Genomic DNA, 26,919 nt, shown 5'->3' on the forward strand with positions numbered 1-26,919 from the left:
GGAGGCTAAATTTTTATATATTTGTTCAGGTAACCCAAATATTATCACCTATGAAAAAAACAATTCTTGCGCTAGCCGCAACTGCCACTTTGCTTTATGCTTGTGGCTCAGCAGACGAAAAAACAGAAGCTATGAATCCATTCTTTGAGGCCTACGATACGCCTTTTGAAGTCTCTCCTTTTGACAAAATCAAAAACGAGCACTTCGCTCCTGCTTTGAGAGAAGGCATCACGCAGCAGCAGGCTGAAATTGATGCTATTGTCAACAATTCAGAAGAACCAACATTCCAAAACACCATCGAGGCGATGGAATATTCTGGAGATCTTCTTGGGAAAGTTTCTCGCGTGTTTGGAAATCTTAATTCTGCAAATACGAATGAAGAAATTCAAGCTATTGCGAAAGAAATGGCTCCCGAGCTTTCTGCACATAGTGACAATATTTCTTTGAACGAAAAGTTATTTGCAAGAGTAAAAGCAGTTTGGGACAAAAAAGATGAACTTGGACTAAATGCAGAGCAGCAGATGCTTCTTGAGAAAACTTACAAATCTTTTGTAAGAAATGGAGCAAATTTGAATGAACCTGACAAAGAAAAGCTTAGAGAAATCAACAGCAGATTATCATCTCTTACTTTACAATTTGGACAAAATCTATTGGCAGAAACCAATGCTTTCAAATTAGTTATTGACAATGAAGCAGACCTAGCCGGTCTCCCACAAGGACAGATAGATGCTGCTGCTGAAGATGCGAAGGCGGCGGGGGAAGAAGGGAAATGGGTTTTTACTTTGCAAAACCCAAGCATCATGCCTTTTCTTCAGTATGCTGCATATAGCGGTCAAAGTGACCCCCTATCAGCGCTGCAAAGTGACCCCCCGGAGTTAAGTAGTTTTTTTGGTCAGGAATAGTGGACTTACATCGCGTTAAAGTTATTGTTTTTCGGGATTAATATTACGTTTTCTTCTCAGGGATTCTCCCTTTAGTTCTATCCGGTGAGCATCGTGCACAATTCTGTCCAAAATAGCATCTGCAAGAGTTTGATCTCCGATTATTTCATACCATGCACTGACCGGTAACTGCGAAGTGATGATGGTGGACTTTTTACCATGTCGGTCCTCTATAATCTCCATCAGCAACATTCTGCTCTGAACATCCAGGGGTTGTATCCCAAAGTCATCGAGTATCAACACATCAAGTTTTTCGAGTTTGAGCATCTCTTTGATAGAAGATCCATCAGCCTTAGCCATTTTCAGTTGGGTAAGCAACTTAGTCGTATTCGCATAAAGGACTTTGTGTCCCTTGCTACAAGCCTGATTGCCCAAGGCACAGGCAAGATAACTCTTACCTGTGCCTGTACTTCCTGTCATCAGAATGTTTTCTCCTTTGTGGATGTATGCTCCGTCTGCGAGTCTCAATAGTTGATTTTTGTCCAGTTCACGCCCGGGACGAAAATCCAGTTCCTCGACAGTGGCTTTGTATCGGAAACGTGCACCACGAAGGCTTCGATCCATCCTGCGGTTTTGACGGTCATCCCATTCGTTTTCCACGAGCAGACTAATCAGTTCATCCGGTGTAAGGGATGACAGAGAGCCGGATTCTGTGGCATGACTGAAGCTTCGTGACATGCCGTAAAGCTTCATTTTTCTCATTTTTTCAATTGTTTCTTGTATCATTGGAATTGGTGTTTGTTAACTGAAGTATCTGTTGCCACGGATGTTGTGGTGTTTGGGCATCTGGGAAGACTCATCCAGCTGTTCATCGGAAAAACTGATTGCGTCTAAATTTTTGGAAAGGATCTGTTCAATCATAGGATAGGTGTAAACACCATACTCTGACGCTCTTTTGCAGGCTCCAGTGATCCGCTGTGAACCCACTTTACGGGCAAGATGAAGGATTCCGGAGCAGGATCTATAACCTTGCTCCGGATGGGGAATAGATTCCATCAGGCTGGATAGGAATTTCCCTACCTCCTTGCTGATCTTATTGCCTTCACTTACAAAGAATTCATAACTCCAATCGGATACATACTTCTGGTTTCCGGCCAGATGATCCCTTAGTGTCGTGTACTTATGCTTCCTTTTATCGCGTTTGTGTTTGGCTATAGGATGATACTTGTAAAAGATCTCTACCTGGTCATCATTGAAAAGGACTTTGACTTTCTTTCCCATATACTGATGGGGAACACTGTAGTAGTGTTTATCCTCCCCAAGACATATGTGGGTGTTTTTCATTACAGTGCACACTTTGACACTCATCAGCTGATAAGGAAGTTCGGGAAGTGCCAGCAGACTGTTCCGCTCAAGTGTCTCAACTGTTCCCTGCGACTTTCCTCACCTCTGAGTGCATAGTCATTGTAGTTGGATACCAAAGGAACAAGTGCTTCATTAAGGCTTTCTAAGGATAAAAACACCTTTCCCTGAAGAGCTACATAAATCCGCTGATATACCAGTCTTACAGCACCTTCGACCAGAGACTTTTCTCTTGGCTGACGCGGTCTTGCCGGAATGATAGTGGTGTTGTAATGCTCAGCAAAGGTTTCAAAGGTCTCGTTCAGGACTGGAGAGTATTTGCTGCCTTTGGTAACTGCAGACCGGAGGTTGTCAGGCACGATTACCCTTGGAACCCCGCCGAAGAACTCCAGCATCCTTGTGCAGCTTCCGATGAAGTCGGGTTTCTTCTGGGTGTAAGTGGCTTCCACATAAGTGTATTGAGTACAGCCCAGCGTAGCCACAAATACCTCTACAGGAAAATGCTCCCCTGTATCGGGATCAGTGACATAGAGCTTTTTACCCGCATAGTCGATGAATACTTTATCTCCGGCTAGGTGCTCAAAATGCATCGTTAGCCCCTGCTTACCCACGTATTGCCGAATATGTTTGCGGAACTGGCTGGCCTGAAAACCGTCAGGATGCTTCTGTCGGTATTCTTCCCAGAGACGCTGACGTGTCATGCCTTTTATTCGCAACTTCTTAACGATCCCAGGCAATAAAGGAAGTAATACTTCCAGCCTGTCACTTTGCTGCACAGGGGCTGGTGGACCTAATATTAATTCAGCTAAACCTTCATCGGAAAGCTGATTAACCTCTTCAAAGGAAAGGCCTGTTTGTTGAAATCTTTTAAGATAGGACTTGACAGTATTGCGGGAGACTCCCGTCAATTTGCTGAGCTGCTTGGAGCCATGGCCTTCAAAATGGCCTCGTAAAATTTGTTTGATCTTGTTCATGGTAAGAGTGCGATTGGCCATGGGAATGCTTAATTGTTTGCACTCCTAACAGGACTTAAAAGCCTCTTATTCCATTCCAGAAAAATAACTTTTGACGGGGGTCAATTTACATCACCAGCCGGGGGTCAATTTGAATCACCAGCTGGGGGTCAATTTAAATCGTCAGAAGGGGGTCAACTTCATCATTTTTTGCAGCTAAAGCTATCTCCGGGAATAGGTACATTCCTGTATATCCTTACTATTTCGTTAGGTTATATCGCCTTGCTGATGGCAGGTGTATGGATGAGCCGATTGCTCCGTACTAACCTTATGGAAGATGTTTTCAATAACGAAAACGAAAGTTTTCAGCAGGAAACCAAATTGATGGAAAATGAATATTCTGTCAATCTTCCCACAAAATTTTATTACAAAAACAAATGGAATAACGGCTGGATAAACATCGTCAATCCTTTTCGGGCAACCATTGTTTTAGGAACGCCAGGTTCCGGAAAATCGTATGCTATCGTAAACAACTATATCAAGCAACAGATTGAGAAAGGGTTCTCAATGTACATCTACGATTTCAAGTTTGACGACCTTTCTACTATTGCTTATAACCATCTTTTGAAACACGGCGATAAGTACAAAGTTCAACCCAAATTTTACGTCATCAACTTTGACGACCCGAGAAAGAGCCACCGATGTAATCCACTCAATCCAGATTTTATGACGGACATCTCTGACGCTTACGAAGCAGCATATACCATAATGCTGAACCTCAACCGAAGCTGGATACAAAAGCAGGGCGATTTCTTTGTGGAAAGTCCAATTATTTTGTTAGCAGCAATTATCTGGTATCTCAAAATCTATGATAATGGGAAATACTGCACCTTTCCACACGCCATTGAATTACTGAACAAGAAGTATTCGGATGTATTCACTATCCTTACTTCATATCCTGATCTAGAAAATTATCTTTCGCCGTTTATGGATGCGTGGCAAAGTGGTGCACAAGACCAATTACAGGGGCAGATTGCATCAGCAAAAATTCCTTTATCAAGAATGATTTCGCCACAATTGTATTGGGTAATGACTGGCGATGATTTTTCACTGGACATCAACAATCCCAAAGAACCGAAAATCCTTTGTGTTGGAAACAATCCCGACCGTCAAAATATTTATTCGGCAGCTTTGGGATTGTATAATTCAAGGATTGTCAAACTCATTAATAAAAAAGGGCAATTAAAGAGTTCTGTTATTATTGATGAGTTGCCCACTATTTATTTTCGTGGATTAGATAATCTTATTGCAACTGCCCGAAGTAATAAGGTGGCAGTTTGTTTAGGCTTTCAAGATTTTTCGCAATTGATAAGGGATTATGGCGATAAAGAAGCAAAGGTTATCCAAAACACTGTGGGCAATATATTTTCGGGCCAGGTAGTTGGCGAAACTGCAAAGAGCCTTTCGGAAAGGTTCGGGAAAGTATTGCAAAAGCGTCAAAGTATATCAATCAACCGAAATGATACGTCAACTTCCATTTCTACACAATTAGATAGTCTTATTCCAGCTTCCAAAATTTCAACACTAACACAAGGTATGTTTGTGGGGTCTGTATCCGATAACTTTGATGAACGTATCGAACAAAAAATATTTCACGCTGAAATTGTTGTGGACAATGAAAAAGTTGCCGCAGAAACTAAAGTGTATCAAAAAATACCAGAGATTTTATCTTTTATAGATGAGCAGGGCGAAGATAAAATGAAACAAGAAATCGAAAGCAATTATCGCCAGATAAAAAAAGACATCGTTCTAATTATTGCAACGGAATTGGAGCGAATAAAAAATGACCCTGATTTGCAACATTTGGTGCAACAGGAATAAATACTGTAAGTAATCTGAGTAATTAAACTTAAAGCGTAAATTTGTCCATTAAGTTAATTGTGAGTTTATAATGTGCAAAGGGAATAAATATGACAACACTCTTGGAATAGTTCATTAAACTGTGTCTAAGGTTTAATCTTTCTTTCAGCCTACTGTCTTAGTTGCCTTAAGGCAACTAAGACAGTAGGCTGAAAATTCAGTTTTTTTGTGGCACCCTATCCGGGTACAGCTCCATGATTTCACGCTGGATGGAAGTCCATCCCCTTGCATTTTTCTTCCATGACTTTTCGTTCCGACTGATCGATAAATAGAGCTGCTTTAACAGTGCTGTTTCCGATGCCCATGCAGCTTTGCTTTTTATCAGTTTTCGCATGATCCGATGTAGGGCCTCTACCGGATTTGTTGTATAGATCATCTTCCGCATCCCTACAGGAAAATCCAGGAATGCCATCAGCTCAGTCCAGTTGTCACGCCATTGCCGTACTATATACTTATATTTCTTGCCCCATGTGGCTTCAAAGGCTGACAATGCTGTTTTCGCACCTTCTTCAGTGGTGGAGGTGTATACCTGACGTAAGTCCTTTATTAAAGCCTTCTTATCAGCTTCATCCACATATTTCAGCGAATTCCTCATTTGATGAACAATGCACTTTTGGACAACTGAAGCAGGGAACACTTCCTGAATCTGTTCGGAAAATCCCTGTAGATCATCCGTGCAGACCACCAAAATATCGGCTACTCCTCTTGATTTAAGATCTTCCATTACCAGGCCCCATTTTTTAGCTCCTTCTCCGCCCGAGTTGATGTAAAGACCTAATACGTCCCTATTCCCTTCCCAATCCACCGAATATACTGTATAGAAGGCGCTACTGATGTATTTGCCCTCCTGGCGTACTTTGAAGTGTATGGCATCCAGGTACACGATGGGATAAAAGCTTTGAAGGCTTCTTGTACGCCATTCCTGAATCTCAGGGAGCACCTTATCGGTAATCTGGGAGATACGGCCTGCTGAGATACTCACCCCGTAAATCTCCTCCAGCAGACGTCTTACGTCTTCCACTGAATTACCCTGCGCATACAGCGCCAGTATCTGATCATCAAGGCCGCTGCTCAGTTCACGTTCACGTTTGCCTACCAGTTCGGGCTCAAAGTCTCCATTACGGTCTCTGGGAGTAGAAATATCCAGAAAACCGGCATCGCTCACCACTCGCTTGGGAGTCCTGCCATTACGCTTATTAACATGGCCAGAGGCCCGCTCTTCTAATAGAAAACTCTCAATCTCTCCCTCAAGCATGGTATTCACCATTTGTTGTAAAATCTCACTAAAGGGGCTCTCTTTGCCCAGCAAGCCCTTCTTGCTGTATAACCGCTCTTTTAGACGGTCACTCATCTTTGGATCATTTAATAAATCCTCAATTGTCTTTTTCTTGTTCATCTTGTGTAAAGTTAGCAGACACACTTAAATGAACAGTCTCACACTCTTTATTAAAAATCTGGTTTCCAACATGTTTGAACAGTATGTGATTGATATTTTTAAATAGAAATTTATGTCATTGCAACCATATTTATAAAAAAATCTATACCTTTGCATTACTGTATGAAAAAATTTGTTCACATCGCATTGGTCACTCTGCTCTTTTTCCAAGGAATTAGTGCGAATTTTGATGTTTGTGAGCAAATTCTTAAAATCTCTTCTTTTTTCACACATTATGAAGAACATAAAGTCTATGGAGATTCATTTTATGAATATGTAATAGAGGATTACGTAGATAAAGAGGCAAACAATTCAAAGCATCATAATAATACGGATAACAAGGATGCCCCTTTTCATTCCCACCACGCTGCCTGTCATCCTATAGTATTTATCGCAAATACGGATGCTACACTACTCAAGCAATCAAAGTTAGCAGAGGCAAAGCAGTTTAATTTACATTCATTCAGCTTCAATTCCAGATATCTGGAATCCCTTTTCCAACCCCCTCAAGTATAATTCAGTTTTTTTTAAGGATAGCTATATCCTAACGTAATGCTTCTCAAGGTAAGCATTGCTTTATAAATACGTTGCACCTATTCGCATCGTAAGTTTTAAACTGAATTAATACATTTTCTATGATTAACAAAATCATTTCATTTTCCATCAATAATAAATTTATTATTGGCTTATTTATAGTGGCATTGGTTGGTACGGGCATTTGGTCTATGGCTACTATAAACTTGGGTTCTGTACCCGACATAACAAACAACCAAGTACAGGTAATAACCGTGGCCCCTAACTTGGGGACAGAAGATATAGAACAATTTGTTACCTACCCTGTGGAATTGGCAATGGCAAATCTGCCAGACGTTATCGAACTGCGTTCGGTGTCCCGTTTTGGTCTTTCGGTGGTTACCATTGTCTTTAAGGATGAGGCTGGAACCTATCTGCCAAGGCAATTGGTACAGGAAAAATTGACCGAAGTTGCTGGAGAAATCCCTGAAGGTTTCGGCACACCTTTTATGGCACCCATAACAACAGGTCTGGGCGAAATTTTTCAATATACCTTAAAAGTAAAAGAAGGCTATGAAGACAAATATGACGCAATGGAGCTTCGTACCATCCAAGATTGGATTGTTAAACGCCAAATGGCACTAGTCCCCGGAGTCGTTGAGGTCAATGCCTTTGGAGGCTATGTAAAACAATACGAAGTTGCCATAAATCCTGATAAACTAAAAAGTTTTGGCATTACAATGAATCAGGTTTTTGAGGCCCTTAAAGTGAACAATGCCAATACTGGTGGAGCTTATATCGAAAAAAACCACCAAGCCAATTTTATCCGTGGCGAAGGGCTGGCACGAAGTATTGCCGATTTGGAAAACACGGTTGTAACCACACAAAATGGAAGCCCGGTTTTAATACGTGATGTCGCGGAAAAAGTAGGCTATGGTAATCAAGTGCGTTATGGTGCGTTTACCCAAGATGGACACGAAACTGTTGGTGGACAAATTTTAATGCTGAAAGGCGAAAGCCCAGGCGACGTGATTGAAAATGTGGAAAAGCGTATTGTAGAAATTCAAAAATCCCTGCCGGAAGGTGTTTATATTGATGCTTTTTTAAGCCGAAGTGAACTTATTGAGGCAACCACAAGTACCGTTAAAAACAATCTAATAGAAGGAGCCCTAATCGTCATATTTGTTTTGGTCTTACTTTTGGGAAGCTTCCGTGGTGGCTTGATAGCAGCTTCGATAATCCCTTTATGTCTATTATTTGCATTTATTTTGATGAAACAATTTGGCATTTGGGCAAATTTAATGTCCTTGGGTGCGATCGATTTTGGAATTATTGTAGATGGAGCGGTGATTATCGTGGAAGGAGCGGTTTTCCACATTCATCAACGGATGAAAAAATCCACAACCGCCATCAACCAAGCTGAAATGGATGAAATCGCCTATGATTCTTCAAGTAAAATGATGAATTCTGCCTTCTTCGGTCAACTAATTGTTCTTATAGTTTTTACACCGATTCTTTTTTTGACCGGTGTGGAAGGGAAAATGTTCCGGCCAATGGCATTTACATTTGGTTTTGCCGTTTTAGGAGCGATTATCCTTTGTCTTACCTACGTGCCAATGATGTCATCATTATTTTTAAAACCTGCTAAAAATCAAAATAGTTGGTTCGCCAAGTTTGAAAACAAGATTGATAGGTTCAGTGATAAAATTATGGATGTTCTGAATCGTATCTATCTGCCTATATTAAATTTTGCACTTCGCTTTCGGGCAGGTGTGGTTATAGGCGCGGTTTCCTTGCTTTTGATTTCAGGATTTATTTTCAGCAATATGGGAGCAGAATTTGTCCCTAAATTTGATGAAGGCGATATTGCATTTCAAGCATTGATAAAACCGGGGAGCAGTCTTACAGAATCTATTGAGGCTTCAGAGAAACTTCAGAAGTTAATCAATGAGTTTCCGGAAGTAAAAACAGTAGTTTCTAGGATTGGTGTGGCCGAAATACCGACAGACCCGATGCCTATGGATATTGCCGATAGTTATATTATTCTTGAAAAAGATAAGAGTAAATGGACTTCCGCAGATAGTAAAGAAGAACTGATAGAAAAAATACAGGAAAAAATTTCAGTAGTTCCCGGCGTAAATTTCGTGTTTACCCAACCTGTAGAACTTCGTTTTAATGAATTGCTTACAGGGGTTCGTGAGGACGTGGCAATCAAACTGTACGGAGAAGATTTAGGCGTTTTGGCAGACAAGGTACAGGAAATCGCAGCGGTCATCAGAACCGTTCCCGGAGCGGCTGACCTCAATGTAGAAGCTACAAGCGGTTTGCCACAAATGACAGTGGTGTATAACCGGGCAAAAATGGCACAATACGGTGTAACCGTTGACAAGCTGAATGATTATGTAAGTGCTTCATTTTCTGGAGAACAGGCAGGAGTCATTTTTGAAGGGGAAAAACGATTCGATGTGGTCATTCGTTTGGCAGAGGAATATCGACAAGACATCAATAGCTTAAAAAACCTTTTCATAGACCTGCCAAACGGTGCACAAGTACCTTTAAAGGAGGTTGCAGATATCAGCTATAAGCCAGGTCCGATGCAGATTTCAAGGGACAATACCTCCCGTCGTATTTCGGTAGGGGTCAATGTTCGTGGACGCGATGTAAAATCGATGGTCGAGGAAATTCAACAAAAATTGGAAACGGACGTGAAACTGCCACCAGGTTATTTTGTAACCTACGGAGGTTCTTTCGAAAACCTTCAACGTGCTTCAGACCGATTGATGATTGTAGTCCCAATAGTTCTATTAACAATATTTGTTCTGCTCTACTTTGCTTTGAATTCATTTAAACAAGCTATGATGATCTATATGGCAGTGCCTTTGGCAGCCATTGGTGGCGTTTTCGTCTTGTTGATTCGTGGAATGCCTTTCAGTATTTCTGCGGGAGTCGGGTTTATCGTGCTCTTCGGAGTTGCCGTATTAAACGGACTCATACTCATAAACAAATTCAATGAACTAAAAGACAGTGGAATGACAGATATAAAAAAACGTATATACGAAGCTACACATGAACGTTTACGTCCAATTTTATTAACAGCCATTACAACAATTATGGGTTTTATACCCATGGCGGTTTCCACCTCTGGTGGTGCAGAAGTACAGCGCCCCTTGGCAACAGTAGTCATTGGTGGAATGCTTACGGCAACATTTCTGACCTTGGTGGTTATACCTATTCTTTATTTTTGGCTTGAATCGAGAAAGGAACGAAACAATACTGGTGGAGATGTAAGCTACATCAACAAATCCACGAACATTGTAACCGTACTATTGATGGTTGGTGGTTTGATGGCTTCGGGAACTGCTATTGCCCAAAACACCAGTCCAAATGGCACAATTCCAAAAACCTTGACTGTAGATGAGGCTATTGCGATGGCAAAGCAGAATTATCCATCGCTTAAGGAGAGTCAGGCATTTATTGAACGGGAAAAGGCACTAAAGGGAACGAGTTTTGACCTTGGTAGCACTCAAGTTTTCACTGGCAAAGAAGAATATGGAAATAATCTTTCTGGAGTGCAGACAACCGTTGGTGTGCAACAGGGCAACATTGATTTGCTTTCCGGGTTTTCAAAATCGAAGTTTTACAAAGAGCGTATTGCCTTGGGAGAAAAGTTTTATGTGGCCAGTGAACAACAATTGGTGCGTAATGTGATGCAGGCGTATGACCAAATTAATTATTACAAGGCACAGTTGCGTTTTGCAGACCAATTGGACAGTATTTATGTCAATTTTAAGACTGCTGCCCAACTTCGCTATGATACCGGGGAAACGGGCAAACTGGAATTTATTGCCGCCTCTTCCGAATATCAGCAGATTCAAGTCTTAAGGCAACAAGCCTATGATGATATAGAAATCGCAAAAAGGGCATTGAAACAATATTTGGGCATCGAACAAGAAATTGAAACGGTTGGTCAAACCTATGAACCGATGGATTTTTTGGCCACTTTGGACTCGGCTTCCGTAGACAATAATCCTTTGCTTCAATATGCGTTGCAAAATGCCGAAGTAAGCAAGGCAAACGTAGGTGTTGAGAAATCACAATTCCTGCCGAAATTCAGTTTATCGTATGGCAGACAGGTTGTGGATGATGTTTCAGGCTTCTACACCTATCAGGCAGGTATTAGTATTCCGTTGTGGTTTTTTCCCCAGAAGTCAAGGGTAAAGGCGGCCAAGGCAGACGCAATGGTAGCAGAGAATCAGTATTTGGAGCAAAAGGCTGTTACAGAAAGTCGCGTGTCGCAATTGGCCAAATCCCTTGAAAAAACAAAGAAGATTTTGCAATATTACGAAGAAGGCGCACTATTGTTGGCAGAACAACAAATTACCACAGCGCAATTGGCATCCAAGGAAGGCGAAATAGATTATGTCAATTACATCACGATTCTCAACAGTGCCATCCGTATTAAACAAAACCATTTACAGTACATCAATCAGTTTAACCAGCAGACCATTGATATGCAATATCAATTGGGCAATTTATAACCTTAAAAAAAGAAAAATGAAGAATATACTATTAGTAAGTACCGTATTATTTACACTTATGTTTATGAGTTGTAATGATGCCCAAAAATCTGAACTTGGGCATAATGAAGCCGAAGGGGTATCAAAAACCGAAGCAGGTGGAGAAGATGCACACGGCGAAGAAGAAGGCGTGGTGGAACTCACAAAGCAACAGGCCGAAACCATAGGTTTGGAAATGAAACCTTTGGAGGAACGCAATTTAGGGAACAACATTAAGGTAACAGGAACGGTGGAGCTTTTCCCGCAGGACAAGGCGAACATAAGCCCGTTTATTGGTGGAAATGTGAGTGCCATAAAAGTAATACCCGGAGATAACGTAAGCAAAGGTCAAGTGCTGGCATATATAGAACACCCGGATATCATTGCAATGCAACAGGATTATCAGGAAAAAAATGATGAACTGGTCTTTTTGAAACAGGATTTTGAACGCAAGCAGACGCTTTATGACAAAGGCGTTTCTTCGGGAAAGGAATTTCAAATGGCTCAATCAAAATTTCGTGCTACCACATCCAGCGTCAATGGTTTGCGGTCCCAATTGAGACTGTTGGGAATTAACCCGGACAAAGTGGCGGAAGGACAGATATATTCTGCTGTTCCCATTACCACAGCCATAAGTGGTTATGTGGATGAAGTAATGATTAGCCTTGGCGATTACGTGGCACAACAATCCAAAATGTTCTCGATAAGCGATAATTCAAAAATTTATGTAAACTTCAAAGTCTATGAAAAGGACATAAAGCAAATCCAGAAAGGACAACAGATATATTTTTCCACGGCCTCGCACCCAGATGAACTGCTTAAAGCAACTGTTCGATCTATAGGCAAAACTTTCAACACCGACCCAAAAGCTTTGGAAGTTTTGGCAGATATAGAAAACAAGGATAAAAACCTATTGCCAGGTATGTACGTGGAAGGGCGAATAGTGCAGGGCGAGAAAAAAGGTTTCGCTATTCCTGAAGCTGCCATCATAAAAGAAGGCGAGCAATCCTTCATTTTCATTTTGGATGAAGATGAAGATGAAGAAATGGAAGCGGGCAAAATGAAATTCAAAATGATACCCGTAACGGTTGGTATTACTGATTTAGGTTTTGTTGAAGTCAATCTTCCTACAGACGTAAAACAGGACGCTAAAGTTGTAACAAAAGGGGCATACACACTTTCATCAGAAATGGTAAAAGGCGAATTGGAACACGGACACTAATAAACTTAAAACTTTTATGCCAGCCTCTAATACTGCATTCGAAGGCTTTGTTATTCTCGGGGGCTTGGTGCAAAGTGTTAAAATGAATTAAAAACATACAGATATGAAAGAAATAAAAGCGTTCGTAAAACCGAATAGAATTCAAAAAATAATTGAGGCTCTTACCGACAACGGCTTTAAAAGCATGACCTTATCCCAATCGGAAGGCACAGGTGCATTTAAAGCCAAGGGAGCAAAGCCCTCTTTGGACTTTCACGTTACAGATAGCCCTGTGGTTAAATTGGAGCTGGTATGCCAAAACGAAGAAGCGCAAGCTGCAATTGAACTAATTATGGAAAATGGAAAAACCAACGAGCCTGGAGACGGGATTATTTATATCTCGAACGTGGAAGATGCCTTCCAGATTAAAACGGGGGAATCGCTAAAACTTAATTCTTTTTAAGGAACAGATAAGTTCGTTTAAGGAGAAATCAGCTTTAAGACCTGTCAGCATTGAGAAATATTTCTAAAAGTTTTACATGATTGCTTTCAAATAAAACTATGAAAGACCTTCGAGAAAAAGACATAGTACGGCAAGTCGATGATGCCACAAACACTGCTAAATAAGTTGTATGTGAACTATACATTGTTTTAAAAAGGACATATGATTTGCTATCTAAGATGAAAACAGCGAAGAAGAATAAACATTTTTTAACCTTGGTAGAAATAAATCTACATATATCTAATAAATAAAATTATGAAAAATCAAAATCATCAGGCATTAATTCAGAAATTACTGAACTGCGCCTTAGCTTGTGAAAATTGTGCGGCACAAGGTTTTAAAGAAGCACATGGCGCAATGATGGAAAAATGCATCCCAATGGATATTGACTGCGCAGATATCTGCATGCTTAGTGCCCGCTTATTGCAAAGAGGGTCAGAAATTTCGCATGAATTTTTGGCTATCTGCGAAAAAGCTTGTCGTATGTGCGCCGAGGAGTGTGGAAAGCATGACCATGAACATTGCAAAAAATGTGCTCAGGCTTGCAAAGAATGTGCAGATGCTTGCCATGAGCATCATGGTAATGTTAAAATTGATTAGGAACTTATAGTGGGTATGCGCAACAGCGCATACTTTTTTATTAAGCGGATAAGAAAAATCACGATGATACAAATATTAGAACAAACTGAAGGCAACGTAATTGCCACGAAAGCCATTGAAAAATTGGCAACTTCAGATTATAATATCCTTCTTCCTATTTTGACAAACAGGCTTGGGAATTATAACAAGCTTCGGTGGTATTTTGAAATGGAGAACTTTAAGGGTTGGGAACTGAAAGCATTTTGGCAGGATGCTAAGTTTGACCTTAAACATGCAAATGACTTTGAGAAAATAGCAATGGTTGGCGAAAAGAAATGGCAGGAATGGATGGCTATTTTTATGAGGCCTTTTACCAATGCAGAGATAAAATATTTTGATTCGGAAGAAAGAGACACAGCATTAGCGTGGATTAAATCATAATACTTAAATAAGTTCAAACCACAATTAATCCGTATCTGATACCTAAAAAGCGAAAAATATGAATCAAGATGCATTTGATGATAACCAGTCAAATTTAGCGGACTTAAAACCAGCCGTCAAGGAAAAAGCATTGGAAATTGCAGGCAAATTATTAACAGAAAAAAGTATTTCCAAAGAAGATGCTTTAAAAGAAGGTATTAAACAAGCAGAGGAATGGTTCTTTGATTTAGAAGGATAGTAACATTTAAATAATATGTTGAAATCTATAGAACATTCTTTATTGATTGGCTTGATACCTCTGGGTTTGGTTTTATTAGGGGGATTAGCTGCGATTTTCTTTCGGCTTAGCAAGGGCGTAGAAAGCACAGTTTTACATTTTGCCGCAGGTGTGGTGTTTTCTGTTGTAGCCGTTGAATTATTGCCAGATGTTATCCGAATTCATCGCCCCATTCAAATTATTTCAGGCTTTGTTGTAGGTGTGGTTTTGATGCTGGTTATAAAATCAATCATCAAAAAATTAGCGGCTAAAACTGAACGAACTGAGGAAAATAACTTTCCGGCTACCCTTTTTGTAGGCGTAGCCATTGATATTTTCATAGATGGATTGCTGGTGGGTATTGCCTTTTCAGTTGGTAGTAAGGAAGGTTTATTACTTACCCTTGCTATCGGAATTGAGCTATTTTCTCTCGGATTAGCCACAGCTACTGCTTTCAGGAAGAAAAGCATCACCAAATTGAAAACGTTCACGTATATAGCGTTACCGGAATATTTTTCATACTGCCCAATGCAATTACATTTTTCCTGATGCTATCCACTTATATTGTTATCCAAATTCAGATAAGATTAGAAGAAGAATTTTTAGAAAAACAACACGGACAAGAATATTTATCCTATAAACAAACTACTAAAAGATTACTATAATGGAACACAAACATAAATATGATGCACAAGGCAAACAGCTTTGTTGCACACCTCAAGAAGAAAAAATATATACCGATGCCGATGCTAAAATGCTATTGGAAAAACATCACGACGATGATGGACACAACCACGAACACACCGATGATGACGGTCATAACCACGGAAGTACCGATAAATCTACCTTTCAAATGTTTTTACCTGCTATCATCAGTTTCGTATTATTGATAATAGCCATTGCTTTCGATAATTGGTTTCCTCAATCTTGGTTTACAGGTTGGGTAAGAATTGTTTGGTATGCAGTAGCGTATGCACCTGTTGGATTACCCGTAATTAAAGAAGCATTTGAAAGCATCAGAAAAGGCGATGTGTTTTCAGAATTTTTATTGATGAGTATTGCCACCATCGGAGCTTTTGCCATTGGCGAATACCCTGAGGGTGTTGCTGTAATGTTGTTTTATGCCGTTGGCGAAGTATTCCAGACTTTGGCAGTAACAAGAGCGAAAGCTAACATTAAAACGTTGCTCGATCAAAGACCAGATGAAGTAACTATTTTAGAAAATAATCAAGCTAAGACCATAAAAGCAGAAACCGCAAGTATTGGCAATATAATTCAATTAAAACCCGGAGAAAAATTAGGACTAGATGGAGAATTATTATCCGAAACCGCTTCATTCAATACAGCAGCACTAACAGGAGAAAGTAAGCCCGACACCAAAACCAAAGGTGAAACCGTATTGGCGGGAATGATAAATTTAACGACCGTTGCACAGGTAAAAGTAACGACTGCTTATACTGATAGCAAACTTTCTAAAATTTTGGAATTGGTACAAAATGCCACTGCACAAAAAGCACCAACAGAATTATTCATTCGAAAATTCGCAAAAATATACACACCGATTGTTGTATTGTTGGCAGTGCTAATTACCATAATTCCTTATTTTTTTGTGAGCGATTATGTATTTAGTCAGTGGTTGTACAGAGCATTGGTGTTTTTGGTTATTTCTTGTCCTTGTGCTTTGGTTATCAGTATTCCTTTGGGTTATTTTGGTGGAATTGGAGCAGCTTCCAAAAATGGAATTTTGTTTAAAGGAAGCAACTTTTTAGATGCCATTGCCGATATTAAAAACGTAGTGATGGACAAAACGGGTACAATGACCGAGGGCGTTTTCAAGGTACAAGAAGTGGTATTAAAATCTGAATTTAATAAAGATGAAATCCTGAAAATGGTCAACGCTTTAGAAAGCCAAAGTACACATCCGGTCGCGACCGCTATTCATCAATACGTAGGCGAAATTGATAACTCAATAAGGTTAGATAATACCGAAGAAATTGCAGGTCACGGTTTGAAAGCCAATGTAAACGGAAAAGAATTATTGGTAGGGAATTTTAAGTTGCTGGATCAATTTAACATCAAATATGATTTAGACCCAGCCACAATTGTTTATACCTTAATTGCCATTGCTTACGATGGAAAATTTGCAGGATATATTACCATTGCAGACAGCATCAAAGAAGATGCACAGCTTACAATTGACAAACTGAAAGCATTAGGCGTAAAAACCACAATGCTAAGCGGAGACAAAAGCACCGTAGTAAAATTTGTTGCCGATAAATTAGGAATTAATAATGCCTTTGGCGATTTATTACCCGAAGACAAAGTAAATAAAGTAAAAGAAATAAAAGCCCAAAACGAAACCGTAGCATTCGTAGGCGATGGAGTGAACGACGCACCAGTAGTAGCTTTGAGCGATGTAGGAATTGCAATGGGCGGTCTAGGAAGCGATGCCACCATAGAAACTGCTGATGTGGTTATTCAGGACGATAAGCCGAGTAAAATACCAATGGCAATCAATATCGGTAAACAAACTAAGAAAATTGTTTGGCAGAATATCACTTTGGCATTTGTAGTAAAAGGAATTGTATTAGTTCTGGGAGCAGGTGGTTTGGCTACAATGTGGGAAGCCGTTTTTGCTGATGTGGGAGTTGCATTATTGGCAATTTTAAACGCTGTACGCATACAACGGATGAAATTTTAACGGACAAGTCAATTTATGAAAAATAGGGAGTGATTTTAATTGAGGGAGAAGTTGTAACGTAGTTTTTAATATATTTGTAAAATGAAGCATTTATCATTCATATTAGCATTAATAGTCTTGGTCTTATCGACCTTGCCAGGCTTTATGGAAGATAAATGCTTTGACGTCATACATCAAACAACAAATAGTCAGGAAGAAGATAGCGACGGTTGCGGTATGGAATGTTGCTCGCCTTTTTCTAAATGCAATACTTGTACCGGATTTGTAATTACTTCTTTTTATGCTTTAACGACAAATTCTGCCCAACAACCTGAAAAGAAATTAAGTGTAATAACTACGTCAGCTGTTTCAGACTTCCTCTCTTCCATTTGGCAACCGCCTAAGATTAATTAATGTTTTTAGTGCCTTCGGCACAATAACAAATTGCGGTGCTACAAACCGTCAATTCTTATTTTTCAAACATTAATAATTTTTCATATAATGAAAAAAATACTCTTTATGTCATTTTTTATGACACTAAATCTCTGTGTATTTGCACAAAACAATTTAAATGCTGTTATTAGAAACAGTGAAAACAAAGATCCTTTGATTGGTGTGACGGCATCTATAAAAGGAACCTCGCTTGCCGCTACATCAAACGAAAACGGTCAAATCATAATAGTAAATGTTCCTGACGGTGTACAGGAAATACATTTTAGTTACGTAGGCTTTAATGAACGTATTGATACATTGGAATTTCCATTAAAGGACACCAGCGTTATTGAAATCTTACTCAAAGAAAGTTCAGAGGAGTTGGATGAAGTGGTTATATCTTCTACAAGAAGTACAAGGAGCATACAAAATATTCCTACTCGTATTGAATTTATCGGAAGTGAAGAATTGGGCGAAAAAGGTAATATGAAACCAGGAGATATTCGTATGCTTTTGGCGGAAAGTACAGGTATTCACGTACAAACCACTTCGCCTACCAGTGCCAATGCAAGTATCCGTATTCAAGGACTTGACGGAAGATATACGCAAATCTTGAAAGACGGCTTCCCTATTTTTTCGGGTGCTTCAAGCGGATTAGGTTTGTTGCAAATTCCACCGCTTGACTTAAAGCAGGTTGAAGTTATCAAAGGTTCTACATCTACGCTGTATGGTGGTGGAGCAATAGCAGGTTTGGTAAACCTGATTTCCAAGACACCAACGGAAGAAAGGGATTTGCGTTTTCATTTAAACGGAACATCAGGCGGAGGTTTAGACATCAACGGTTTTTACGGACAGAAGTTTAAGAAAATCGGAACAACCATATTTGCTTCGCATAATAGAAACGGCGCTTACGACCCTGCAAAAATTGGTTTTTCTGCCATTCCAAAATTTGAACGTTTTGTACTGAACCCTAAATTGTTTGTTTATTTCAATGATAAAACAAAAATGAATTTCGGTGTCAATACAACTATCGAAAACCGTTTGGGAGGTGATATGCTTTACATTAAAGGAAACGGAGATAATACAAACCAATATTTTGAGGAAAATAAAACACAACGCTATTCCACTCAATTTGTTTTCGACCACTTAATTAATGAAAAAAGTTCTTTTCAAATTAAAAATAGCGTGAGTTATTTTAATCGAAATACAACCATTCCAAGCTATCAGTTTGAGGGAACACAAACCGCAAGTTTTACCGAAGCCAACTACACCAACAGTACAGAAAAATCGGAATGGGTAGCAGGGGTTAATATTTGGACGGACAATTTTAAAGAAAAGCAGATTACTGCATTTCCGTTGAGGGATTACAGCCAAAACACATTCGGAGCTTTCGTTCAAAATTCTTTTAAGGCTACTGATTGGCTTCAATTAGAAGCAGGTTTAAGAACGGATTACGTGATAGATTACGGAGCTGTATTTTTACCAAGAGTATCGGCATTGTTTAAGATTGCAAACGGATTGACTTCACGTATTGGAGGTGGATTTGGGTATAAAACACCAACCATTTTTACAGAAGAAAGTGAACGCTTACAATATCAAAATGTAATGCCTATTGACGACAAGACCAATAAATTGGAAAAAAGTTATGGAGCAAATGCAGACATCAATTACCGCACCTATATTGGAGAAGATTGGTCATTTAGCATAAACCAATTATTCTTTTACACCTATTTGGATAATCCTTTGTTACTTGAAAATTCCTCGGCAAATCTGTATCAGTTCGTTAATTCTCCGGGCTACATCCATACCAAAGGAACAGAAACCAATATTAAAATTGGTTACGATGATTTGAAATTATTTTTGGGATACACTTATACAGATGCTCGATTAAACCAAAATGGAACGACTGTAGAAAGTCCTTTAACGCCAAAACACCGCATTAATTCCATCCTGATGTATGAAATAGAAGACAAATGGAAAGTTGGTCTGGAAGCCTATTACTTCAGTCCTCAAAAACTGAATAATGGAACTACGGGCGAAGGTTACTTTATTACCGGATTTATGGCTGAAAAGATTTGGGAAAGATTTTCTCTGTACATCAACTTTGAAAACTTCCTTGACACCCGACAAACACGCTTTGGTAGCATTTATACAGGAACAATAACCAATCCGGTTTTTAAAGACATTTATGCACCTTTGGACGGATTTGTGATTAACGGAGGAATAAAATTCAAGCTTTAAAACAAATGGAAAAAACCATATTCAATATAACTAAAATGGATTGCCCAAGCGAGGAGCAATTAATCCGTATGAAACTGCAAGACTTTGATACGGTAAAAGGATTGGAATTTGATATAGCCAATAGAAAATTAGACGTTTATCACGATGGAAACCCAGAGCCAATTTTTTTGGCTTTGGGAACACTGAACCTAAATACGACATTGGTTTCAACTGAAAAAAGCAATTTTGTTGTTGAAACAGATACAAGCAACAAGCAACGGAAATTACTTTGGATCGTGTTGATTATCAACTTCCTGTTCTTTGGATTGGAAATGTTATTCGGTATTTTTTCAGGTTCAATGGGATTGATAGCCGATAGCTTGGATATGCTTGCAGACAGTGTCGTTTACGCATTGGCATTAATCGCTGTTGGTGGAACAATCGCCCTAAAAAAGAACATCGCCAGATTTGCAGGATACTTCCAAGTCTTACTGGCTATTATAGGTTTCGTTGAAGTGATCAGGCGTTTTATGGGAATTGAAGCTATGCCCGATTTCAAAACAATGATTGTCGTTTCAGTTTTAGCATTGATTGCAAACGTATTTTGCCTTTATCTCTTACAAAAGAACAAAAGTAAAGAAGCGCATATGCAGGCTTCGATGATATTCACATCAAATGATGTCATTATCAATTCGGGAGTTATTGTTGCTGGTCTTTTAGTTAATTGGCTCAATTCAAGTTATCCTGATTTGATTATTGGGGCTATTGTATTTGTAATTGTAGCAAGGGGAGCTTACAGAATATTGAAGTTAGCGAAGTAAATCCCTATATCTATAGTTGCCTTTATCTTAGAAGAATAGGAGATAATAGAAATAAAAAAAGAGTGTTCAGGAATTGTTCTAATAAACATTCCTGAAATCTTTTAACCGATTATGGAAGAAGCTAAGCTATTGCAAATAGGCTCTATAATAATTTCAAAAAAAATCATTAGATGTGATATAGCCTACAAATTACACAGTTTATTTTTTTTCACTAACTCAAATATAGACTTCAAAATAGCCAGATGAACAAATTTTATACAGAAACACTACACAAGCTGGAAACAGAAATCAACGATTTGGAGATTGAAACCGATCACTCTATACAACGGATAGAAGCCTTTATAGATATCATTCTAAAATACTTGTCGGAAGTAAAGAAATATGTTCTAAACAGAGGATTTAAGAATATTGGGGAAGAAATCCATTTTTTTAAATATCAAAAACCTACTATCGTTTCAAAACTAATTTATTATAATACCATTTATAAAATCGAAACAAAAAAGCCTTACGGTTCAAAACCTATTAAAAAATACCTTAATGATGAATTGAGAAAACTTAAAAGGTATTTTGCAAGGCTAATTCCCATTCGGCAGTCATTGCTACGTCAGCAATTTTTTGGTCTTTGACCAATTCATAAACCTGCAATCCTTTTTCAGTCGGGATTAAAGATTTCTTTTCCCGTTGGATATAATTTCGAGTAAATAGTGTTTCAATTATTGATGCTCGTGTTGCAGGTGTGCCAATACCAATATTTTGCAAAGCTTTACGTTCTTCTTCATTTTCTATCCCGTTTCCGGCAGTTTCCATAGCTGATAAAAGCCCAGCTTCAGTATATAATGCAGGCGGTTTAGTTTGTTTTTCCAAAACGGAGGCTTCTTTTATTTTAAGTTCATCGCCCTTTTTCAGTTCGGGTAAATCCTGCAAAGGTTCGGTGTCATCATCTGCGAAACTTCCTTTTATCGAGCGCCAACCTGGTTCGGTTATCTTACAACCTTTTGCAGTAAAATCATAATGTATAGCTTGTAAAGCAACGTCGGTAATCTCTTTCGTACAAGCTTGAGAAATCGCTTCCAGCAGTCGAAAAGCAATCATATCGTAAACTGCATTTTCTTTTGCATTTAATGCTGATGGAATTTTTTCGGTAATCAATAATGCGTGATGGTCGGTTACACGCAAATCGTTCACGATGCGTTTATTGAAACGTCCCCATTTTATTTTAGACAAGGCTTGTTTACAATTTTCCCTGTCTTGTAACGCTCTTACAAGATTGGGGATTTCAGCCCACATATCTTCGGGAATATATTTGCTTCCGGTACGAGGATAAGTGATGAATTTCTTTTCGTAAAGGCTTTGAGCAATGTTCAGCGTTTCTTCGGCAGAAAGGTTCAGCTTTTTATTGGCTTCTTTTTGCAAGCCTGTCAAGTCAAAAAGCAAAGGCGGTTGTTCCGTTACGCTTTTGATTTCTACGGATGTAACCGTTGCAGTATTTCCGTTTCTTTCGATAGTTCTCAATGCATCGTCTGCCAGCTTTTTATCATCCCATTTGGTTGTGGAAAGACTTTTAAAACCAATCATTTCTTTGTGATGCAACAATTGTATCTGATAATATTTCTTTATTGAGAATTTTTTGTTGTCGAGATAACGTTTGCAAATCAAGGCAAGTGTTGGTGTTTGTACTCTTCCGAGCGAATAAATCCCATTTCCTGCAACAATGCTCAATGCCTGCGTAGCATTAATTCCTACAAGCCAATCGGCACGGCTTCTGCCTTGTGCAGATTGATACAATCCGACAAATTCCTTTCCGTTTTTCAGGTTATCAAAGCCTTGTTTAATCGCCTTTTCAGTAAGTGAACTTATCCATAATCTTTGAAAAGGTTTGTTGCATTTGAGGTATTCATAAATGTACCGAAAGATGAGTTCGCCTTCACGACCTGCATCAGTAGCTACAATTATGCTATCACATTGATTAAATACTTGCTCAATTATTTTCAATTGCTTTAATGCACCCGTATCAGCTACATAACTTTTGTCCTTTTTTACTTTACGAACGATTAATAAAAATGGGTTGGGAAGTATCGGAAGCGAGGCTTTCTGAAAACCTGATATTCCGTAATCTTCGGGCATTCCTAATCCAATTAGGTGTCCAAATGCCCACGTAACACAATAGCCGTTGCCTGTCAGGTATCCATCCTTTTTTTCGGAAGCACCCAACAAGCTGGCTATTTCTCTTGCTACGCTTGGTTTTTCTGCAATTATTGCTTTCATAATTTACTACATTTTTCTGCCTTTAGATTTAGCAGGTGCTTGAGGTTTTTCCTGTTGCTCTTGCTGTTTTTTATCTTTTGGCGTTTGTTGTTTCGGTTGCAAAGGCTCTTTGATATTCTTTGTTGCTTCATTGGTTTTACCATCCGAATTAACCGCAGTTTGCGTTTTATGAGCTTCAGTAGGTTTCACCTGTTCTTTAAGCTTATCGGGATTTTGAAAAGAAAAATTGGTTTTGTTGGTTTCCTTATTCAAAGTGATATAACCTTGGTACGGCTTACCTTGCTTGTCTGTCAAGCCACTGATGTAAATAGTCTGACCGTCTTTGAACTTATCATATTGCTCATTATCCAATTCCTTACCTCTAAAAGTTCTCGGAACTTCCTGCGAATTATTTTGCTGATTATTTTGTCCGTTGCTTTGCGTTTGCTGATTGGAATTGCCTCTATCGAACAGAAATTCAACATAGCGTTTGTCTGCATTGAACTGAACCGTAGCTTCAAAATCAGTTCCCTTTTTAGAAATCATTCCCTCTAAATGAAGTGGTTTGCCGTCCATTAAAGTTTGTTTTTGCTCATCATTCAGTTTTACCCCTTTTATTTCATCGGGTATTTTTATGTATTCTATTTTCAGTGCAATCAATTCATTGGTTAACCTATCCACACTAATAATTGACGGAATGGTTTCGCCTGTTTTGGGGTTTTTCAAATCAACCACACGTCCCATATTTCCTGCATCGAGTAAGTTTTTCTTGTCTTCATCAGTAAACTTGTGTCCAAAAAACTCAAAGTTTAAGTTAGGTTCTTTACGGATACCGTGTATGGCGACCACTACCTTACCTTCGTCATTGTGTTGCAAGGAAAGACGGGCATCCATTCGGGTAACGGCAGTGCGGTCGTGTACTGAAATAGGTTGACACAATTTTACTAGAAATTGTAAACCTATAATCGGACAAAATGCGAAAGACAGAAAAATTCTCTGAGGAGGCAAAGAGAAAAATTGTTATGGAAGTACTATCAGGTACTTTGACTAAAGAACAAGCAAGGCATGTTTATGGAATTAAAAGTAAATCCGCTATCTTGGAATGGATGAGGATTTTTGCTGGTTTAGAAAGGAGAGTTCCTAAGGACCCTCTTCCGATATTAAGAAACATGTCAGAAAAACAGGATTCCAACAACGAGTTAAAAGCTCGTATTAAGCAACTTGAAGAAGAGTTGAAGCTTAGCCAGTTAAAGGGCAGGGCATATCAGATCATGGTCGATATTGCCAAAGAAGAATATGGGCTGGATCTTGAAAAAAAGTCTGGTGCCAAGCAGTTCAAAGACTCAAAGAAGAAGAGCCAAGGATAAGCTTGGCTCAACTTTGTGGATTGTTTGGCAAGAGCAGACAAGGTTACTATAAAGGTATCAATAATGTTTGTAAAGAGGCATTTGAGGAAGATTTGGTGCTAAGTTTTGTTCTCAAGATCAGGAAGAAGGCTAAAACATCCAGGTGGGGGTTGAGAAAAATGTATTCTTTGATAAAGAAAGATTTAACCCTACATAAAATCAAGATAGGCAGAGATAAACTGTTTGATCTGCTTCGTATGAACGGATTATTAGTTACTAAGAGAAAAAGGAGGTTTTTCACTACCCAGAGCCATCATTGGCTAAGGAAGTACCATAATCTTGTTGAAAATATGGTTGTCTCAAGACCCAACCAGTTATGGGTCTCCGATATTACCTATGTCGAGCTTAACAGGGAAGTCATGTATCTGTATCTTATTACAGATGCTTATTCCCAGAAAATAGTGGGCTGGAATCTTTCTTTTGACCTGAAGGCTGAATCGGCGCTTGATGCCCTAAAAATGGCTTTTCAATCTCAGAAATACATTGAACCATACTCCCTGATTCATCACTCAGACCGTGGGGTACAGTACTGCAGTTATGATTACACGGACCTTTTAAAAAAGAAAAAAGTCTGGATCAGTATGACGAAGCCTGCCTCCCCACATGAAAATGCCATAGCAGAAAGAGTAAACGGTATTCTTAAAGAAGAGTGGTTGGATGATATTGCTAGAGAACAAGGTGTCAATGCACAAAAATATATAAGTCAGATCATCAAAATCTATAATGATATGAGACCGCACGAAGGACTGGGGAGTAATCTTACGCCAAACCAAGTACATGACGAAGGTTTTCTAAGGCATGATACCGAACGCGTTATTGGGAATAAGTACAGCTAGGAAAAAGAAGACCGAACCTGTTAAGATCCGGTCTGAAAATAGCAACACTATCGGACCAAACGACTATTCCTTGGCAAGTTGCTCCTCAGCAGAGCTTGCCTCCGCTTCATCGTGGTATTGTAAGTTATCCCAAACTTCTTAGAAATTGAAATACTAACTATATTTGAACAATAAAAGTGTCAACCATTTTCAGGACGAGACAGTGCCGAGATTTAGGCTTACGGGTACCAATTCATTGGTTTTAAAACCTTTCAATAAAGGCTCAAGTAGGTTCATTTTTTCAAGGCGTTCTTTGCCTAATCCAAGATTGTTCATTGTTTCCCAATCAATTTGTTCCGGCTTGTAACGGTATTCGTTATTTTCCGGTGCTTTTTGTGTTGTTTCCATATTATTTTGATTTTCTTGTTTATGTTCAGGCTCAACTTTCACTTCATCTTTTTTCATTTGTTTTTCGCCTTCTGGAGTAGGATGATCCACCTGCTTCTGAAATTCTTTTGCTTTCTCTAAAGCTTTATCGGCTGGTACTTTGAAGAATGTAAATTTGGTAGGATCTTTTAGCTGTCTGTAAAAATTTGAGAAGAAATTAGAAATCAAATCACCCTGTTTGTCCACCCGCATAAATTCGCTTTGGTTCTTTTTTGTGGGATCAACGGTTTCCATTTTTCCGTTTTTGTCGATGCTTTTTACAGCTTGGATTTTCATTTTTTCTTTATCCAGCACCAACAATATGTCCGATAATTGTTCGGGCTCTTCTTGCTTATTTGAAGTTTCTTCGCTCATAATCTGAAAATTTTAAGATTTCAATGCCGAAAATAAAAGAAGCGTCTACTGCATTGCACTAAGTGGCATTCAAAGGCAGTATTTGTCGTTTAATGGCATTTTATTTAGGTGTCGGAGGATTAAAACTCTCTCTTATAAATTGATGAACATCCGACAATTTGTAATACAATTTTCCGCTTATGGTATAATAAGGCAGTTTCCCGTTAGAGCGGTAACGTTGCAATGAACGATTGCTGATTTTAAGCATTTGAAGCAAATCCTGATTGTCGAGCAATTCCTCGCCATCAATACTATTTCGTTTCTTTTGAAAGTCTTCAATATGGTCGCCAAGGATATCAAGCCTGTCCATTAGGCGTTCCATCCACGCCAAAAATTCCATTCTGTCAATATTCATCGGAATATAATTTTAAGGGTTTAACCTATTTTTTTATCTGTCTTTAGTTTTCTGCCTTTTTCGATATAGCTTTTGCCTTTTGCTATAAGTTCGTGTACATACTCATCACTGCTTTGTACTGCATTGGCATTGAGCATATCTTTGATAGAACCAATAGTGTAAAAGTATTGTCCATAGATTTTTGAATAAGCAATCTCATCTTTGGTACGCATGCGCCATAAGGTTTTCTCGCTTATGTGTAGGTATTGGCATACCTCGTGGTTGTTGAGCCACAGGTCATCATAATTGGTCACTTCCAATCTTTTCAGATAGTCAGCAATAGCAGTGATACGATTGTTTAGCTGATCCCAAGCTTCTTCTTCAATGGTTATTATTTTCATTGCATAACTTTTAAAGTTTACTATGCAAAGTTGAAAAGAGTGGCAGAGTTTGTCTGCCAAGCCTTGCCAATTGGTTTGGCGGTTTTTTAAAAATTTTTACAATTAGGGGAAGCCTTATCAGTAAAGG

General features: G+C 38.9%; 26 protein-coding genes. 17 read left to right on the forward strand and 9 right to left on the reverse strand.

The genetic code is table 11. The annotated features are described in order from the left end of the window. Positions 1–50 precede the first annotated feature (50 nt). Positions 51–902: a gluzincin family metallopeptidase gene (locus tag BELBA_RS01295; RefSeq protein WP_014770946.1), complete on the forward strand. Its 852-nt coding sequence runs from the start codon at positions 51–53 to the stop codon at positions 900–902. A 21-nt stretch (positions 903–923) separates the two neighbouring features. Here BELBA_RS01295 and istB read toward each other — a convergent pair whose 3' ends face one another. Genes istB through istA form a run of 3 tightly spaced genes read right to left on the reverse strand, consistent with a single transcriptional unit; the run spans position 924 to position 3,238 of the window. Then, positions 924–1,667: an IS21-like element helper ATPase IstB gene (istB, locus tag BELBA_RS01300; RefSeq protein ID WP_014770947.1), complete on the reverse strand. Its 744-nt coding sequence runs from the start codon at positions 1,665–1,667 to the stop codon at positions 924–926. A gap of 15 nt (positions 1,668–1,682) precedes the next feature. Next, positions 1,683–2,225, reverse strand: a complete 543-nt coding sequence (locus BELBA_RS20040; RefSeq protein WP_245531116.1) for a Mu transposase domain-containing protein — start codon at positions 2,223–2,225, stop codon at positions 1,683–1,685. Positions 2,226–2,248: 23 nt separating this feature from the next. After that, positions 2,249–3,238: an IS21 family transposase gene (gene istA / locus BELBA_RS20045; RefSeq protein ID WP_245531117.1), complete on the reverse strand. Its 990-nt coding sequence runs from the start codon at positions 3,236–3,238 to the stop codon at positions 2,249–2,251. 168 nt (positions 3,239–3,406) lie between these two features. Between istA and mobC the strand changes: the two genes are divergently transcribed. Then, the gene (mobC, locus tag BELBA_RS01310) at positions 3,407–5,077 is read left to right on the forward strand and encodes a conjugal transfer protein MobC (RefSeq protein WP_425358377.1); all 1,671 of its coding nucleotides are present in this window, start codon (positions 3,407–3,409) and stop codon (positions 5,075–5,077) included. 196 nt (positions 5,078–5,273) lie between these two features. Here mobC and BELBA_RS01315 read toward each other — a convergent pair whose 3' ends face one another. Then, positions 5,274–6,512 (reverse strand): IS256 family transposase, encoded by a 1,239-nt coding sequence (locus tag BELBA_RS01315; protein WP_014770852.1) that lies wholly within the window; start codon positions 6,510–6,512, stop codon positions 5,274–5,276. Positions 6,513–6,674: 162 nt separating this feature from the next. Here BELBA_RS01315 and BELBA_RS01320 point away from each other — a divergent pair, with 162 nt between their 5' ends. The 13 genes from BELBA_RS01320 to BELBA_RS01375 all read left to right on the forward strand — a co-directional run bounded on the left by BELBA_RS01320 (position 6,675) and on the right by BELBA_RS01375 (position 21,378). Then, positions 6,675–7,067 (forward strand): hypothetical protein, encoded by a 393-nt coding sequence (locus tag BELBA_RS01320; RefSeq protein WP_041779176.1) that lies wholly within the window; start codon positions 6,675–6,677, stop codon positions 7,065–7,067. A gap of 119 nt (positions 7,068–7,186) precedes the next feature. Continuing rightward, the gene (locus tag BELBA_RS01325) at positions 7,187–11,602 is read left to right on the forward strand and encodes a CusA/CzcA family heavy metal efflux RND transporter (RefSeq protein ID WP_014770950.1); all 4,416 of its coding nucleotides are present in this window, start codon (positions 7,187–7,189) and stop codon (positions 11,600–11,602) included. Between the two features lie 16 nt (positions 11,603–11,618). After that, positions 11,619–12,842 carry an efflux RND transporter periplasmic adaptor subunit gene (locus tag BELBA_RS01330; protein ID WP_014770951.1) on the forward strand — a complete coding sequence of 408 codons (1,224 nt, stop codon included), beginning with the start codon at positions 11,619–11,621 and terminating at the stop codon, positions 12,840–12,842. A gap of 103 nt (positions 12,843–12,945) precedes the next feature. Further along, complete coding sequence (locus BELBA_RS01335) at positions 12,946–13,284, forward strand: P-II family nitrogen regulator (RefSeq protein ID WP_014770952.1); 339 nt, start codon at positions 12,946–12,948, stop codon at positions 13,282–13,284. A gap of 294 nt (positions 13,285–13,578) precedes the next feature. Further along, positions 13,579–13,923: a four-helix bundle copper-binding protein gene (locus BELBA_RS01340; protein ID WP_014770953.1), complete on the forward strand. Its 345-nt coding sequence runs from the start codon at positions 13,579–13,581 to the stop codon at positions 13,921–13,923. Between the two features lie 63 nt (positions 13,924–13,986). Further along, entirely contained in the window at positions 13,987–14,343 is a 357-nt protein-coding gene (locus BELBA_RS01345) for a SpoIIAA family protein (protein WP_014770954.1), read from the forward strand. Positions 14,344–14,401: 58 nt separating this feature from the next. After that, positions 14,402–14,581 carry a hypothetical protein gene (locus BELBA_RS01350; protein WP_014770955.1) on the forward strand — a complete coding sequence of 60 codons (180 nt, stop codon included), beginning with the start codon at positions 14,402–14,404 and terminating at the stop codon, positions 14,579–14,581. Positions 14,582–14,596: 15 nt separating this feature from the next. Beyond that, positions 14,597–15,148 carry a ZIP family metal transporter gene (locus BELBA_RS01355; RefSeq protein ID WP_014770956.1) on the forward strand — a complete coding sequence of 184 codons (552 nt, stop codon included), beginning with the start codon at positions 14,597–14,599 and terminating at the stop codon, positions 15,146–15,148. Between the two features lie 115 nt (positions 15,149–15,263). Then, positions 15,264–17,300, forward strand: coding sequence for a heavy metal translocating P-type ATPase (locus tag BELBA_RS01360; RefSeq protein ID WP_014770957.1), 2,037 nt, complete (start codon positions 15,264–15,266; stop codon positions 17,298–17,300). Positions 17,301–17,381: 81 nt separating this feature from the next. Then, positions 17,382–17,693, forward strand: coding sequence for a hypothetical protein (locus tag BELBA_RS19220; RefSeq protein ID WP_014770958.1), 312 nt, complete (start codon positions 17,382–17,384; stop codon positions 17,691–17,693). Positions 17,694–17,780: 87 nt separating this feature from the next. Beyond that, positions 17,781–19,952 carry a TonB-dependent receptor gene (locus tag BELBA_RS01365; protein ID WP_014770959.1) on the forward strand — a complete coding sequence of 724 codons (2,172 nt, stop codon included), beginning with the start codon at positions 17,781–17,783 and terminating at the stop codon, positions 19,950–19,952. Positions 19,953–19,957: 5 nt separating this feature from the next. Further along, complete coding sequence (locus tag BELBA_RS01370) at positions 19,958–20,752, forward strand: cation efflux transmembrane domain-containing protein (RefSeq protein WP_014770960.1); 795 nt, start codon at positions 19,958–19,960, stop codon at positions 20,750–20,752. A gap of 242 nt (positions 20,753–20,994) precedes the next feature. After that, positions 20,995–21,378, forward strand: coding sequence for an RteC domain-containing protein (locus BELBA_RS01375; RefSeq protein WP_014770961.1), 384 nt, complete (start codon positions 20,995–20,997; stop codon positions 21,376–21,378). Here the strand turns inward: BELBA_RS01375 and BELBA_RS01380 are convergent. Both BELBA_RS01380 and BELBA_RS01385 read right to left on the reverse strand, forming a co-directional pair. Then, the gene (locus tag BELBA_RS01380) at positions 21,308–23,017 is read right to left on the reverse strand and encodes a DNA topoisomerase (RefSeq protein ID WP_014770962.1); all 1,710 of its coding nucleotides are present in this window, start codon (positions 23,015–23,017) and stop codon (positions 21,308–21,310) included. The two genes, BELBA_RS01375 and BELBA_RS01380, sit on opposite strands and share 71 nt — an antisense overlap. A 6-nt stretch (positions 23,018–23,023) precedes the next feature. Continuing rightward, positions 23,024–23,935, reverse strand: a complete 912-nt coding sequence (locus BELBA_RS01385) for a DUF3945 domain-containing protein (RefSeq protein ID WP_245531118.1) — start codon at positions 23,933–23,935, stop codon at positions 23,024–23,026. Between the two features lie 35 nt (positions 23,936–23,970). On the opposite strand from BELBA_RS01385, the gene BELBA_RS01390 reads away from it, so the two are divergent. Further along, positions 23,971–24,363 (forward strand): hypothetical protein, encoded by a 393-nt coding sequence (locus BELBA_RS01390; protein ID WP_014770964.1) that lies wholly within the window; start codon positions 23,971–23,973, stop codon positions 24,361–24,363. A 2-nt stretch (positions 24,364–24,365) separates the two neighbouring features. Further along, entirely contained in the window at positions 24,366–25,238 is an 873-nt protein-coding gene (locus BELBA_RS01395) for an IS3 family transposase (RefSeq protein WP_014770965.1), read from the forward strand. Positions 25,239–25,427: 189 nt separating this feature from the next. Here BELBA_RS01395 and BELBA_RS01400 read toward each other — a convergent pair whose 3' ends face one another. The 3 genes from BELBA_RS01400 to BELBA_RS01410 all read right to left on the reverse strand — a co-directional run bounded on the left by BELBA_RS01400 (position 25,428) and on the right by BELBA_RS01410 (position 26,792). Next, on the reverse strand, positions 25,428–26,018 hold the full coding sequence (locus BELBA_RS01400; protein ID WP_014770966.1) for a DUF4099 domain-containing protein: 591 nt from the start codon (positions 26,016–26,018) through the stop codon (positions 25,428–25,430). A 100-nt stretch (positions 26,019–26,118) separates the two neighbouring features. Then, a complete protein-coding gene (locus BELBA_RS01405; RefSeq protein ID WP_014770967.1) occupies positions 26,119–26,412 on the reverse strand; it encodes a helix-turn-helix domain-containing protein in 294 nt (97 codons plus the stop codon). Between the two features lie 20 nt (positions 26,413–26,432). Further along, entirely contained in the window at positions 26,433–26,792 is a 360-nt protein-coding gene (locus BELBA_RS01410) for a helix-turn-helix domain-containing protein (RefSeq protein WP_014770968.1), read from the reverse strand. Between the last annotated feature and the right edge of the window lie 127 nt (positions 26,793–26,919).

The sequence above is a fragment of the Belliella baltica DSM 15883 genome (assembly GCF_000265405.1).
Classification (GTDB): Bacteria; Bacteroidota; Bacteroidia; order Cytophagales; family Cyclobacteriaceae; genus Belliella; species Belliella baltica.

Coding starts and splice junctions, on each gene's coding strand:
- BELBA_RS01380 (WP_014770962.1), bottom strand. CDS start 23,017: ATGAAAGCAATAATTGCAGAAAAACCAAGCGTAGCAAGAGAAATAGCC.
- istB (WP_014770947.1), bottom strand. CDS start 1,667: ATGATACAAGAAACAATTGAAAAAATGAGAAAAATGAAGCTTTACGGC.
- BELBA_RS01375 (WP_014770961.1), top strand. CDS start 20,995: ATGAACAAATTTTATACAGAAACACTACACAAGCTGGAAACAGAAATC.
- istA (WP_245531117.1), bottom strand. CDS start 3,238: ATGGCCAATCGCACTCTTACCATGAACAAGATCAAACAAATTTTACGA.
- BELBA_RS19220 (WP_014770958.1), top strand. CDS start 17,382: ATGAAGCATTTATCATTCATATTAGCATTAATAGTCTTGGTCTTATCG.
- BELBA_RS01370 (WP_014770960.1), top strand. CDS start 19,958: ATGGAAAAAACCATATTCAATATAACTAAAATGGATTGCCCAAGCGAG.
- BELBA_RS01330 (WP_014770951.1), top strand. CDS start 11,619: ATGAAGAATATACTATTAGTAAGTACCGTATTATTTACACTTATGTTT.
- BELBA_RS01340 (WP_014770953.1), top strand. CDS start 13,579: ATGAAAAATCAAAATCATCAGGCATTAATTCAGAAATTACTGAACTGC.
- BELBA_RS01400 (WP_014770966.1), bottom strand. CDS start 26,018: ATGAGCGAAGAAACTTCAAATAAGCAAGAAGAGCCCGAACAATTATCG.
- BELBA_RS01320 (WP_041779176.1), top strand. CDS start 6,675: ATGAAAAAATTTGTTCACATCGCATTGGTCACTCTGCTCTTTTTCCAA.
- BELBA_RS01335 (WP_014770952.1), top strand. CDS start 12,946: ATGAAAGAAATAAAAGCGTTCGTAAAACCGAATAGAATTCAAAAAATA.
- BELBA_RS01295 (WP_014770946.1), top strand. CDS start 51: ATGAAAAAAACAATTCTTGCGCTAGCCGCAACTGCCACTTTGCTTTAT.
- BELBA_RS01390 (WP_014770964.1), top strand. CDS start 23,971: ATGCGAAAGACAGAAAAATTCTCTGAGGAGGCAAAGAGAAAAATTGTT.
- BELBA_RS20040 (WP_245531116.1), bottom strand. CDS start 2,225: ATGAAAAACACCCACATATGTCTTGGGGAGGATAAACACTACTACAGT.
- BELBA_RS01365 (WP_014770959.1), top strand. CDS start 17,781: ATGAAAAAAATACTCTTTATGTCATTTTTTATGACACTAAATCTCTGT.
- BELBA_RS01315 (WP_014770852.1), bottom strand. CDS start 6,512: ATGAACAAGAAAAAGACAATTGAGGATTTATTAAATGATCCAAAGATG.
- BELBA_RS01355 (WP_014770956.1), top strand. CDS start 14,597: ATGTTGAAATCTATAGAACATTCTTTATTGATTGGCTTGATACCTCTG.
- BELBA_RS01405 (WP_014770967.1), bottom strand. CDS start 26,412: ATGAATATTGACAGAATGGAATTTTTGGCGTGGATGGAACGCCTAATG.
- BELBA_RS01410 (WP_014770968.1), bottom strand. CDS start 26,792: ATGAAAATAATAACCATTGAAGAAGAAGCTTGGGATCAGCTAAACAAT.
- BELBA_RS01345 (WP_014770954.1), top strand. CDS start 13,987: ATGATACAAATATTAGAACAAACTGAAGGCAACGTAATTGCCACGAAA.
- BELBA_RS01360 (WP_014770957.1), top strand. CDS start 15,264: ATGGAACACAAACATAAATATGATGCACAAGGCAAACAGCTTTGTTGC.
- BELBA_RS01350 (WP_014770955.1), top strand. CDS start 14,402: ATGAATCAAGATGCATTTGATGATAACCAGTCAAATTTAGCGGACTTA.
- BELBA_RS01325 (WP_014770950.1), top strand. CDS start 7,187: ATGATTAACAAAATCATTTCATTTTCCATCAATAATAAATTTATTATT.